The sequence below is a fragment of the Burkholderia sp. KBS0801 genome (assembly GCF_005937855.2).
In the GTDB taxonomy this organism is placed as follows: domain Bacteria; phylum Pseudomonadota; class Gammaproteobacteria; order Burkholderiales; family Burkholderiaceae; genus Burkholderia; species Burkholderia ambifaria.
The window spans coordinates 565,611-578,227 of record NZ_CP042179.1 but is presented as its reverse complement, the minus strand read 5'-3'; the positions used below and the strand labels follow the sequence as shown (position 1 = coordinate 578,227).

Annotated in this window: 11 protein-coding genes; 7 read left to right on the top strand and 4 right to left on the bottom strand. The window is 65.8% G+C overall.

Annotated elements, in window-relative coordinates; all coding sequences use genetic code 11:
• Positions 1 to 189: 189 nt before the first annotated feature.
• Complete coding sequence (locus FFI87_RS32155; RefSeq protein ID WP_011660491.1) at positions 190 to 432, top strand: DUF6566 family protein; 243 nt, start codon at positions 190 to 192, stop codon at positions 430 to 432.
• Between the two features lie 120 nt (positions 433 to 552).
• Here the strand turns inward: FFI87_RS32155 and FFI87_RS32150 are convergent, their stop codons facing one another.
• Positions 553 to 1,227 carry an HAD family hydrolase gene (locus FFI87_RS32150; RefSeq protein WP_006753754.1) on the bottom strand — a complete coding sequence of 225 codons (675 nt, stop codon included), beginning with the start codon at positions 1,225 to 1,227 and terminating at the stop codon, positions 553 to 555.
• Positions 1,228 to 1,420: 193 nt separating this feature from the next.
• Between FFI87_RS32150 and FFI87_RS32145 the strand changes: the two genes are divergently transcribed.
• Entirely contained in the window at positions 1,421 to 2,605 is a 1,185-nt protein-coding gene (locus FFI87_RS32145; protein WP_012372626.1) for a sugar transporter, read from the top strand.
• A 242-nt stretch (positions 2,606 to 2,847) separates the two neighbouring features.
• Here the strand turns inward: FFI87_RS32145 and FFI87_RS32140 are convergent, their stop codons facing one another.
• From FFI87_RS32140 to FFI87_RS32130, 3 genes are all read right to left on the bottom strand, one after another.
• Complete coding sequence (locus FFI87_RS32140; protein ID WP_138850492.1) at positions 2,848 to 4,017, bottom strand: helix-turn-helix domain-containing protein; 1,170 nt, start codon at positions 4,015 to 4,017, stop codon at positions 2,848 to 2,850.
• A 167-nt stretch (positions 4,018 to 4,184) separates the two neighbouring features.
• The gene (locus FFI87_RS32135; protein ID WP_138850491.1) at positions 4,185 to 5,312 is read right to left on the bottom strand and encodes an NAD(P)-dependent alcohol dehydrogenase; all 1,128 of its coding nucleotides are present in this window, start codon (positions 5,310 to 5,312) and stop codon (positions 4,185 to 4,187) included.
• A gap of 14 nt (positions 5,313 to 5,326) precedes the next feature.
• Positions 5,327 to 6,805: a benzaldehyde dehydrogenase gene (locus FFI87_RS32130; RefSeq protein ID WP_138850490.1), complete on the bottom strand. Its 1,479-nt coding sequence runs from the start codon at positions 6,803 to 6,805 to the stop codon at positions 5,327 to 5,329.
• A gap of 1,080 nt (positions 6,806 to 7,885) precedes the next feature.
• Between FFI87_RS32130 and FFI87_RS32125 the strand changes: the two genes are divergently transcribed.
• The 5 genes from FFI87_RS32125 (at position 7,886) to catA (ending at position 12,610) form a co-directional block, all read left to right on the top strand.
• Complete coding sequence (locus tag FFI87_RS32125; protein WP_012372622.1) at positions 7,886 to 8,389, top strand: hypothetical protein; 504 nt, start codon at positions 7,886 to 7,888, stop codon at positions 8,387 to 8,389.
• Between the two features lie 187 nt (positions 8,390 to 8,576).
• The gene (locus tag FFI87_RS35120; protein ID WP_229203034.1) at positions 8,577 to 9,059 is read left to right on the top strand and encodes a hypothetical protein; all 483 of its coding nucleotides are present in this window, start codon (positions 8,577 to 8,579) and stop codon (positions 9,057 to 9,059) included.
• A gap of 1,060 nt (positions 9,060 to 10,119) precedes the next feature.
• Entirely contained in the window at positions 10,120 to 11,256 is a 1,137-nt protein-coding gene (locus FFI87_RS32110) for a muconate/chloromuconate family cycloisomerase (RefSeq protein ID WP_012372620.1), read from the top strand.
• A gap of 34 nt (positions 11,257 to 11,290) precedes the next feature.
• Entirely contained in the window at positions 11,291 to 11,581 is a 291-nt protein-coding gene (gene catC, locus FFI87_RS32105; protein WP_011661452.1) for a muconolactone Delta-isomerase, read from the top strand.
• Between the two features lie 75 nt (positions 11,582 to 11,656).
• Positions 11,657 to 12,610 (top strand): catechol 1,2-dioxygenase, encoded by a 954-nt coding sequence (catA, locus tag FFI87_RS32100; protein ID WP_138850489.1) that lies wholly within the window; start codon positions 11,657 to 11,659, stop codon positions 12,608 to 12,610.
• Positions 12,611 to 12,617 lie beyond the last annotated feature (7 nt).

The following is a 12,617-nucleotide window of genomic DNA, read 5'->3' as shown; positions in this document are numbered from 1 at the left end:
TTGTTGGGTGTACTAGAGTGGATCGATACCCGGTTTGATGTCCGGTTCGATGCTCAATAGGGACGCAAGGCCCGTGCCGGATCGGCCGATACCGGGCACGCCGCGTGCGCGCGGGGCCGACGGCGCGCGCGGCGATCATGCGGCGCGCATTTTTTGCATCTTTATCGCAGATAAGTACAGGGGGCCAGGATGCAACATCAACAGGACGCACAGGTTCGCGACCCGTATCGCGGCCACGAGATTCGCGTGTGGGCGCGCCGCAACGCGCGGGGCGCGTGGGACGACGAGGTGCAGGTGTATGTCGACGGCGCGCGCATCGAGTTGTACGTACCCGAGCCGGCCGGCACGGAGTGGCTGACCGAGGACGAGGCGCTGCGGGCGGGCGTCGAGCGCGGGCGCTATCTGGTCGACAAGCGCGTCGACGACGACTGATTCCACCGGCACGGTGTTGGCACGCGCGTCCGGCAGGGAGGCGCGTGCCCGAGGGGAACGAAGCCGGGGAAGGCGATCGCGGAGACCAGGCCGATGCCGGTCATGCGGACGATTCAGGCGTTACGGCCGCGCCGCGATCTCATCCAGATGCCACAGCAGATCCGCCGGATCGTCATACACGCGCAGCGCGCCCGCGCGTTCGAGCTCGTCGCTGCCGTAACCGCCCGACAGCAGCCCGACGCCCAGCGCCCGGCAGCGGCTCGCGGCGAGCATGTCCCAGATGCTGTCGCCGACCACGACCGTATGTTCGATCGGCACGTTCAGTTTCGCGGCGGCGGTCAGGAACAGGTCGGGATCGGGCTTCGCGTACTTCACCTGGTCGCGCGTGACGACCACGTTCTTCGCCGGATCGACGCCGAGTGCCTCCAGATTGATCGCGGCGGTTTCCATCCGCCCGCTGGTCGCGATCGCCCAGCGAATGCCGGCATTCGTCAGCGCGGCCAGCAGCTCGCGTGCACCCGGCAGCGGCCGGACCTGCGCGCGCAGCCGCTGGTACGCGGCCGCGTGCAGCCGCGCGAGCCGCTCGACGCGCTCGGCGTCGATGTCGCCGGCCGTCTCGCGCAGCAGCTGGTTCAGGAACAGGCCACCGCTCATCCCGATCTTGCGGTGGATGCGCCACACCGACAGCTCGATGCCCTCGGCGTCGAGCGCTTCCTTCCACGCGAGCACGTGCTGATAGACGCTGTCGACGAGCGTGCCGTCGAGATCGAACAGAAACGACGTTTCAATGCGCATGTGAATCTCCTGGCCCGATGACGTTCGGGCGATTCGTTCGGGGAAAGCGGATTCGACACATTATCGGCGCAAGGCCGTGTCATCGCCGTGTTCGCGCATCGCGGCCGGCAGCGGCGTTTCAAGCGCCGCTGGTACAATCGCGCCGATGCGCCGGGCCGGCTGCCCGCGCCGCCAACCTTCGTCGAATTCCCGTATGGCAACCCCGGACGCCGTCAGTTCCGAACAGTCGTGGTGGGGCGTTCTGGCCCTGGCACTCACTGCCTTCATCTTCAATACCACCGAATTCGTGCCCGTCGCGCTGCTGAGCGCGATCGGCGACAGCCTGCAGATGCAGCCGACCGCCGTCGGCCTGATGCTGACGATCTACGCGTGGGCCGTCGCCGTCGTGTCGCTGCCGCTGACGTTCGTCACGCGTCACGTCGAGCGCCGCAAGCTGCTGAGCTGCGCGCTGCTGGTGTTCATCGGCAGCCATGTCCTCACCGGCGTCGCGTGGAATTTCACGGTGCTGATGCTCGGCCGGCTCGGCATCGCGTGCGCGCATGCGGTGTTCTGGTCGATTTCCGTCCCGCTGGCCGTGCGGCTCGCGCCGAGCGACCGCAAAAGCCGCGCGCTCGGCCTGCTCGCGATGGGCACGGCGACCGCGATGGTCGCCGGCATTCCGCTCGGGCGCGTGATCGGCGAGGCGCTCGGCTGGCGCGTCACGTTCCTCGTGATCGGCGGCGCGGCGGCCGTCGCATTGCTCGCGCTGCGCATGACGCTGCCGACGCTCCCCAGCCAGGGCGCCGGCTCGCTCGCGAGCATCGGCACGTTCCTGCGCAAGCCGGCGCTGGTGGCGCTGTACGCGATCACCGTGCTGGTGATCTCCGCGCACTTCACGTCGTATACGTACATCGAGCCGTTCGTGCAGAGCGTCAATCATGCGAGCAGCAGCCGGATTACCTACGTGCTGATCCTGTTCGGCGTCGCCGGCGTGCCGGCCGCGCTCTGCTTCAATCGCGTGTTTCCGGAGCGGCCGGCCGATTTCCTGCTCGCGTCGATCATCGCGTTGTCGGCCTGTCTGCTGATTCTGTTCCCGAGCGCGCTGAACATCGTCACGCTGTCCGTTCACACGCTGGTGTGGGGCGGCGCGATCGTCTGCTTCGGTCTCGCGATGCAGGCGTGGGTGCTGAAGCTGGCGCCCGAGGCGACCGATCTCGCCGTGTCGATATTTTCCGGGCTGTACAACGTCGGGATCGGCGCCGGCGCGCTGCTCGGCAACCATATCGCCGGGGCGTTCGGGCTGCCGTGGATCGGCACGTTCGGCGGGGTGGTCGGGATCTTCTCGGCCGGGATCGCGTGGGCCGCGTTGCGGCTGCATGAGCGGCGGGCGGTGGCGTAGCGGGTCGATTCTCCGTCGCGTCGGCGATCGACGATCACGCCGCAATGGCGGCATCGACCTGTCACGCTCGACGATCGCGGCAGCGGGTTCGCGATGACCCGGCGGAGATCCGAGCAAGCCATTCGCGACGGGGGATGCGACGGCGGCGATCGGGTTCGCAAGGAATCGGGCAGGGCGATGGCGTGGCCGCCGTCGGTTCATGCCCATCGCCGCACGCCGCACGCCGCACGTTGCACGCCGCGTCAATGCAGCCCGTCAGTCCCGATCCCCGCAGCTTCGAGCCGCCTGAGCTTCGCGTACAGCGTCGTGCGTGAAATGCCGAGTTGCCGCGCGGCCGCCGACACATTGCCGTCGTGTTCGCGGAGCGCGCGGCGGATGGCTTCGAGCGACTGTTCGTGCAGGCTTGCCTGCGGGCTGGCGGCCGCCGCCGCGGTGCATACATCGGCGGCGTCTTCGAGCACATCGGCATGGCGCGCCGTCGTCGCCCGATCGAGCGGCGCGCGCAGCGTGCGCACCCATACGTGGCTACCATCGTCGCGCGCGATTCGCTGCGGCGTGCGCGCCGGTGTCAGCAAACGACGCTGTTGCGCGGGCGTCGCGCCGGGAAACAGTTGCCGCAGGTCGTACGGCGCGACCGGCCCTGCGGGCGCGAGATCGAGCATCTGCCGGGCAAGCCGGCTCACCGCGCGCACGCGGCCCGCTCCGTCGAGCGCGATGACGCCGGCGAGCGGCGTGCCGAGCCAGCGCGGATCGTGCTGGACCTGCAGCAGATGGCAGTCGCGCAACATCGCATACAGCCGCTGCTCGGCGGACAGCGCCGCGTGCCGGAACTGCTCGCGCAGCTGCACGACGTTGCGCCGGCCGATGCCGGTGATGTCGAGCGCGCCGATCACTTCACCGTCGAGGCCGACCAGCGGCACCGCGAGGCAGAATACCCGCGAGAACTCGTCGAGATAGTGCTGGGCGCCCGCGACGACGGCCTCGGCGCCGTCGTGAATCACGCAGCTCGGCGCGGTCGTGCCGATGTTCGGTTCGACGATCCGGCGGCCGGCCACGATCGGCGTCAGCAGCGCGTCGTCGCATTGCGGGCTGCGCCGCGCATGCACGATCGTGCCGCGCGGATTGACGCAGAAGATCGTCCACTCGCGGCCGCCGAACGCCGCCCACAGCGGCTCGATTTCCTGCGCGACGCAACGGTAGAGCCGCCGGTCCGCGCGCGATTCGTCGAGCTCGCGCTGCATTTCATAGCGGGCGTGTTGCCATGGCCGCAGCCCGGCGTCGCGCGAACGCAGCCACGAGCGCGCGACGCTGGCCGGCAACGCCGTTTCGGGCAGCGGCTCGCCCGCCGCGAACCGGGCTCGGAGCCGGTCGAGATCGACCAGCCGTGCAGGAGATTCAGGGGCTGTATTCACACATGCGCTCCATGTGGGTCGAATGGCCGGGCCGGGCATGCCGGCCGGCGTGTCGCGCGAATGCGTAATATAGCCCGGCGCCCGAAGCGGGGTATCGTCGTGCCGTGCAAGGGTGCACGCCGCGTGCCGCCGATTTGCATCGGGGTGCCGCCGGCGGCGCCACGCGCTCAATGCGGCAACCGCAGGATCGGTTTGAGCGTGATGCCGCTGCTGCTGTCCGCGGCGGCCTGGTTGATCTGCTCGAGCGGATAGAACTTCACCAACCGGTCGAAGGGGAACCGGCCTTGCAGATGCAGCTGCACGAGTTGCGGAATGAAGGTCTGCGGCACGCTGTCGCCTTCGACGATTCCGCGGATCGTGTGGCCGCCGAGCAGCAGGCTGTTCACGTCGAATTCGGCCTTCGTGCCGAGCTTCGGCGCGCCGACCACGCCCATCGTGCCGCGCGAGCCGAGCGCGTCGATCCCTTGCGACAGCACGGCCGGCAGCCCGGTCGATTCGAGCGCGTAGTCGACGCCGCCGCCGGTGATCTCGCGGATCGCGTCGACGACGTCGACTTCCTTGCCGTTGATCGCGTGCGTCGCGCCGAGCTCCAGCGCCAGCGCGAGCCGCGACGGCACGATGTCGACGGCGATGATGGTCGTCGCGCCGGCGATACGCGCGGCCATCACGGCGCTCATCCCGACCGCGCCGGCGCCGAAGCTCGCGAAGCTGCTGCCCGTGCGTACCGCCAGCGAATTGATTACCGCGCCCGCGCCGGTCTGGATGCCGCAGCCGAGCGGGCCGAGCAGTTCGAGCGGCGCTTCCTTCGGCACCTTGATCGCGTTGTTCTCGCGCGCGAGCGCGTAGCTCGCGAACGACGACTGCGCGAAGAAATGATCGTGCAGCGGTTCGCCGGCTGCGTCGCGGAGGGCCGTCTGTCCGTCGGCATCGGCACCGCCGAAGTTCAGCGCGAAGAACTGCCGGCAATACGCGCCGTGACCGCCGGCGCACGACGCGCAATGGCCGCACGCGCCGTAGGTGAGCACGACGTGATCGCCGGCGGCGAGCGTCTTCACGTTCGGGCCGACGGCTTCGACCACGCCGGCGCCTTCATGACCGAGCACGGCCGGCAGCGGCACCGGATAGTACTGGTCGCGCACGATCAGGTCGGTGTGGCACAGGCCTGTCGCGACGACGCGCACCAGCACCTCGTCGCCGCGCGGCGCGCGGATCCGGGCCGGTTCGATCGAGAAGGGCGCGCCGGCGGCGCGGGCGACGGCCGCGGTGACGGCGCGCGTATCGTTTTCGGTATACATGGTCGGTTTCCTCGTCAAATCGGATACAGCGGCGCTTCGCCCTTGATCGTCAGCCATTGCCACTGCGTGAATTCTTCCCAGTTTGCCGCACCGCCGATGCTCGAGCCATTGCCCGATGCGCCGACGCCGCCGAACGGGTTGATCGCTTCGTCGTTGACCGTCTGGTCGTTGATGTGCAGCAGTCCGGTGTTCAGCCGCTCGCCGATCCTCAGCGCACGGCCGACGTCGGCGGACAGGATCGCCATCGACAGCCCGTATTCGGTGCGGTTCGCGAGCGCGATCGCGTCTTCGTCGGTATCGAACGGCACGACGATCGCGACCGGCCCGAAGATTTCCTCGTCGAACGCCGGATTGCCCGGCGCGACGCCGCTCAGCACGGTCGGCTCGAAGAACAGGTCGCGATGGCCGCCGCCCGTCTCGACGCGTGCGCCGGCGCGACGAGCCGCGTCGACCACGCTCGCCGCATGGTCGCGTTGCGCGGCGTTGATCAGCGGGCCGAGGCCGACGTCGCCGCTGGCCGGATCGCCGACACGCAGGCTTTGCGCCTTCTCGACGAGCTTCGCGACGAAGCGGTCGTGAATCGCGCGCTGCACGAGCACGCGGCCGGTTGCCATGCAGATCTGGCCTTGATGCAGATACGCGCCCCATGCGGTGTTCGCGACCGCGCGGTCGAGGTCGGCATCGTCGAGCACGATCAGCGAATTCTTGCCGCCGAGTTCCAGCGACACCTTCTTCAGATGGCGGCCCGCTGCTTCGCCGACCTTGCGCCCGGCCGCGGTGGAGCCGGTGAACTGGATCATCGCGACATGCGGATCGGCGACCAGCGCGGCACCGGCCGCGCCATCGCCGGGCAGCACGTGCAACACGCCTGCCGGCAAGCCGGCGAGCTCGAATACGCGCGCGATCGCGACGCCGCCGCACACGGCGGTACGTGGATCCGGCTTCAGCACGACGGCGTTGCCGAGCGCGAGCGCCGGCGCGACCGCGCGCATCGCGAGGTACAGCGGGAAGTTGAATGGCGAGATCACGCCGACCACGCCGCGCGGGCGGCGACGCGCGAGCGACAGCCGACCGGCCGCCGACGGCAGCACCTCGCCGGCCGCGCGCGACGGCAACCCGGCCGCTTCGTGCAGTGCCTTGATCGTGACCGACGTTTCGAACGACGCCTTCGCGCGCGTCGAGCCGCTTTCGCGCACGAGCCAGTCGACGATCGCATCGAAGTGCGTTTCGGCGACGGCCGCCGCGCGGCGCAGGACCGCCGCGCGCTCGTCGTACGGCAGGCCGAACCATGCGGGCTGCGCGCGATGCGCGGCGGCCGACGCGTCGGCGATGGCTGTGCTGTCGGCGAGGCCGATGCGGCCGAGCGTGTTGCCGGTCGCCGGTTCGATCACGTCGGCGGCGTGCGCGCTCGCGTGCCAGTGTCCGTTGAAAGTCTTGCCGCGCCAGACGTCGGCGTCGAACAGTGCGGTGTTGGTGCTGGTGCTGCTATCCATTTACGCTCCTGAGGACATTCGGATCGGCCGGATCGGGTGTTGCTTGGGGGCTTGGGTGTCGACCGGCATGCGGGCGAGGGTAGGCAGGGGCGGCGAAACGGGGCTATACGGGTTTGTTCGCACCCGGCGGGCCTGCGCGGAGCGGGGTGCGTTTGTGGTTATGTGTGCGGAAACTGAACAGTCGTTGCGCGGTTGTTGCCGCACGCCGGCTGATGACACTGGGGGATTACGGGTGCAGCGGTACTTGCGGCATGTGTGACATAGCTCAATGCGTAAACCTGTGCTCAGAACGACGCTCGCGCTTCCGGGATGGGTGGTTACCGACCCGAAGCCGTCTTCCGACGCGTGTTGACGACAATGGCTAGTACCGGATCCTCTCCGGACGTTGAATAAGGCGTCACCTCTGCGACTGCATCGTCGACATAGCGTGTATTACGTGCAACTCAAACGCGAACTTATTCGCAGCTTCGATAATTGTGAAAATATACGCTTCGTCATTCTTCTATTAATAATAAGTGAATGCCGACCTGCAGTGCTGCAAATCTTCAAAGTATAGGTCGGGTTGCACGTGGGTTATGCGCCAAGATGGAGCGCGAAACTTCCCCAGGCAAGAAAGAAATTTATAGTTCGTTGCTTTTATTTTTCTATACTTTCTAATCATTGATTGGCAAAGCCAATGAAATTCCGAAGTGAATATTATTAATATGAAGCGAGATTTTCGCCATGGCTTTGATGTGTCTGCTGACTATTGCGGAACAAAGCAAGGCGAGATCCAGGCGGGGGCGAGCATCCTTTTCGCGTGGTCGACGATCAGTCAGGTCGCGGTAAGGTGCGCTACAAAGGTCCGACGATGAGCACTGCCCTGAGTGCGTAAAGCGATTCAAGAGAGAGACCAAACGCGGCTCATTTTCGTGAAAACATTCTCGACGCGTATTTTATATCACGATATTTGATTGCGGGATTGTGTCGAAACACTCACCGACAAAAAGGTGATGGATCGGTGCTTCTTTTATCTGATGAAAGGAGAAAAAAGGCAATTAGCAAGCCGGTTATTTATCAATAGCTTCTTGGAGAACAAGCATGAAGAATCTCGCTTTGATTGCATTGACAGCGGTGCTGGTCGCTCCCGCGGCATGGGCCGAAACCAATGCCGCCGATGGGCCCAGTGGAGCACATTTTGCAACTGCCGCGCCGGTATGCACCGTAGATCAATCCACTCTGGATGTCAGTTGTACCGGGACTACCATCGGGGGGATCGGCCATACGAATGCGACAGCGAACCTGTCGGCGACTTACTCGGGCACCGTGCAGTGCACCAACCATGGCGGTCAGGTCGTTGACGTGAAGACGCAGGTCACGGATGCTGCTTCGTCGGGAAAGCTGACCGCGTCCAAGAACGGGCAAATCGTCGTGCCGCCGCTCGGCGTGGTGGCGCCGACCGCGCAACAGTTACTTGCCAATGCCAGTTGCCCCAACGGGAACTGGACCAAGCAGCTTACCGCGGGCCCCACCCTCGCGAATTACGTCTATACGATCACCTTCGCGGGCTTCAGCGGGCCTTATTTCAGCCTCGTGGGCCCTTGATTGACTTTGGCACAGGCTTCGGCACATTCCACTGAACGGGAAGACCCCGACATTAGCGGGAACGCCCTAAGCCATAGGGATGGACGTGCCAGCATCCGCTGGCACGTCTGCAATCGGCGGCGACTACTGGTACCGTCATTTCGTACGGTGCAACGCCCACTTTTCCTGAATCATCGGATCCTTGGTCATGCAACACGATGTTCACCTTGGTTGCCGCGCGTGGCATGTCCCACATGCAGCGCGCTATTTTTTGCACGCTCGGTCGATGCTGCTGTTTAGTCTGCTGATCACCGGATGCGGCGGAGGGGATTCCGCTCCACCGTCAACGGCAGCCCCGCAGCAAGCTTCGTCGGGACTGGGCCCATTGGCGGCGCAAGGCACGCCGCCAGGAGGGGAAAAATCGGCACCGTTGGGAGTGGTGGACGAACCTCCCGTGCCGTCAACAGGCTCTGCCAAGATGTTGCAACTCAGCGCGCTACCGCATCTGTCATCGCTGTCCGACCGTGAGAGAGCGGGGTTGCTCATGCTGCTGCCATCCAGGTCGGCATCGCAACGGCTGGCCTTGATTAACATGTATCCGAGCCTGGTCAAGCTCCCGGAGCAGCAAAAGGAGCTGTTGCTGGACAAACTAGAGAAAATCGTCCCGGTCACGGTAAGTGAGCGTCAATGACCGCTTCCTTCCGACGAAGCTTTGGTGCTTTCGTAACGAGACCGAAATCCGACGTGAGCCGACCGTCTGGGTGTCTGAGCAAAACGATGGCGGGATGGCTGTTCTCGGCCCGGCTGCACGCACGAGACAAGTTCCGGCGCTGAGCGGTCTCTCAGGCATGCATTGGCACGACGGCCGCTTGCCGGATACAAGGGTCTTTGAGACAACCGTGAAGGCCGGAATAGTTCGTGCGTTCGTGCGGGCGGTCATTCGCGCTAATTGGTCGATGTGTGCGTGCCTTCACCTTTTTGCGTCAGTAGCCGCCCGGGCGTGACTCCGCAGAGCGCCCGCCGCAACGGGATCCATCTGCGGCGGTTTGCCAGTCGTATTGACAGTTTCCCGGGTAATTGCCGCTAGTCCCGCCGCCTCCCGCCTTCGCTGCCACGACCGCCGCCGTGACGACAAGCGCCACCACGCCGACAGCTTGAGCCACGTGCACTCGGTTCAGGCACTTCTCCTTGTCTGCGCTGTCGTCACACCAACTTGCGCAGCCCGTCAGCGCGAAGACTAGTCCCCAGACAATCAGATTTCTTCTCATAACAGCGTTTACGGCCGCGTCCGATGCCTTCTTTAACGTCACACCAAAAATGGGCATGCAGGGGACCAACGCAGGGATTTGATGTTGTGCGAGCGGCGGACGAAGGCAGTCGTTTGAGAGTCCGCATTAAGGCCCGCTACAGAATGCCGAAGCCGAAGCCCCCGGCGAACCTCACCGTTTCGCCCTCAGGAAAACCCTGATCGACTCAGGCAGGCTACCCGTTTCAGCCGGATTTCCCCCTGCCGAAAGTAGCCGCGTCGCGCCTCGGCCCAACCGATACCCCGCCCACGCCCAACCCCGCTCCAGCAAGCCTCCCAGCCTACATACCCAGCAAAAAAGGTATGGCGCCCCACAATATTCCGAGCCCAAAACCCAATTTCAATACCTCCCAGGTATCAAAAACCGCGCCCAAAAGTATTGGACGCCCCATTTCGCCGCCGCGTATAAATCCGTTCCATGAACTCCCCACACGCAGCGCACCCCATGTCCCCGATCACCATCGAACGCATTGAAACCCGCCTCGTCGACCTGCCGACGATCCGTCCGCACAAGCTGTCGGTCGCCACCATGCACGGCCAGACGCTGATGCTGGTGAAGGTGCTCTGCAGCGACGGCGTGACGGGCCTCGGCGAAGGCACGACGATCGCCGGGATGGCCTACGGCCCGGAAAGCCCGGAAGCGATGAAGCTCGCGATCGACGCGTACCTCGCGCCGGCCGTCATCGGCCGCGATGCGACGCGCATCCAGACGCTGATGGCGTTCCTCGGCAAGCTCGCGAAGGTCAATCACTTCGCGAAGAGCGCGCTCGAAACCGCGCTGCTCGACGCGCACGGCAAGCGCCTGGGCGTACCGGTCAGCGAGCTGCTCGGCGGTCGCCGGCGCGATCGCCTGCCGGTCGCGTGGACGCTCGCATCGGGCAACACGGCGACCGATATCGCCGAGGCCGAGCGGATGCTCGACCTGCGTCGTCACAACGTATTCAAGCTGAAGATCGGCGCGAAGGCGCTCGCCGACGACATCCGGCACGTGGCCGAGATCAAGCGGGCGCTCGGCGAGCGCGCATCGGTGCGCGTCGACGTGAACATGGCCTGGAGCGAAACGCAGGCGGCGCGCGCGATTCCGGCGCTGGCCGATGCGGGTTGCGAACTGGTCGAGCAGCCGGTGGCGTCGGCCGCGGCGCTCGCGCGCCTGATGCGCCGTTTCCCGGTCGCGCTGATGGCCGATGAAATCCTGCAGGGCCCGGACAGCGCGTTCGAGATCGCGAAGCATCACGGCGCGGACGTGTTCGCGATCAAGATCGAGCAGAGCGGCGGCCTCTTTGCCGCGCAGCGCGTCGCGGCGATCGCGGATGCGGCCGGCATCGAGCTGTACGGCGGCACGATGCTCGAAGGCGCGTTCAGCACGGTCGCGTCCGCGCATCTGTTCGCGAGCTTCGCGAACCTGCAGTGGGGCACCGAATTGTTCGGACCGCTACTGATCACCGAAGAAATTCTCACGACCCCGCTCGACTACAGCGATTTCGAATTGACCGTGCCGAGCGGTCCGGGCCTTGGCATCGAACTCGACGAAGCGAAGGTCGCGCGCTTCACCCGCGACGGGCTGACGAAAGTCTCCCGCTAACCCGCGCTAACCGATTACGTATCAGGACATCACGATGCTTTTCCACGTACGCATGGACGTCAACCTGCCGGCCGACCTGCCGGCCGCGGTGGCCGACGAGATCAAGGCCCGCGAGAAGGCGTACTCGCAGGCGCTTCAGCGCAGCGGCAAGTGGCGTCACATCTGGCGCATCGCAGGCGAATACGCTAACTACAGCGTGTTCGACGTGTCGGGCAACGCCGAGCTGCACGACATCCTGACCGGCCTGCCGCTGTTCCCGTACATGAAGATTTCGGTGACGCCGTTGTGTCGCCACCCGTCGTCGATACACGACGACGACGTTTGAGCCACGGAGCCGCTCGTTCTCCGACAGCGAGCACCCCGGGTCACGATTCCCCTAAATACACGTGGAGACACCATCATGAGCGTCAAAGTTTTCGATACGAAGGAAGTGCAGGATCTGCTGAAGGCCGCGTCGAACGCGGGCACGAACGGCGCGAACGGCACGCAGGCCGGCAACGCGCGCACGCAGCAGATCGTCCACCGGCTGCTCGGCGACCTGTTCAAGGCGATCGACGATCTCGACATCACGCCCGACGAAGTGTGGGCCGGCGTGAACTACCTGAACAAGCTCGGCCAGGACGGCGAAGCGGCGCTGCTCGCGGCGGGCCTCGGCCTCGAGAAGTATCTCGACATCCGGATGGACGCCGAGGACGAGGCGATCGGCCTGGACGGCGGCACGCCGCGCACGATCGAAGGCCCGCTGTATGTCGCCGGCGCGCCGGTGCGCGACGGCGTCGCGAAGATCGATCTCGACGCGGACGAAGGCGCGGGCCCGCTCGTGATCCACGGCACGGTCACGGGGCTCGACGGCAAGCCGGTGGCCGGCGCGCTGGTCGAGTGCTGGCACGCGAACTCGCACGGCTTCTATTCGCACTTCGACCCGACCGGCAAGCAGAGCGATTTCAACCTGCGCGGCGCGGTGAAGACGGGCGCGGACGGCAAGTACGAATTCCGCACGCTGATGCCGGTCGGCTACGGCTGCCCGCCGCAGGGCGCGACGCAGCAGCTGCTGGATCGCCTCGGCCGTCACGGCAACCGCCCGGCGCACGTGCACTTCTTCGTGACCAGCGACGGCCACCGCAAGCTGACGACGCAGTTCAACATCGAAGGCGACCCGCTGATCTGGGATGACTTCGCGTATGCGACGCGCGAGGAGCTGATTCCGCCCGTCACTGCCAAGACCGGCGGCGCCGCGCTCGGGCTGAAGGCCGACGCGTACCAGGACATCGAGTTCAACTTCGTCCTGACGCCGCGCGTCGAGGGCAAGGACAACCAGATCGTCGAACGCCTGCGCGCTTCCGCCACGGCATAACCGCCCG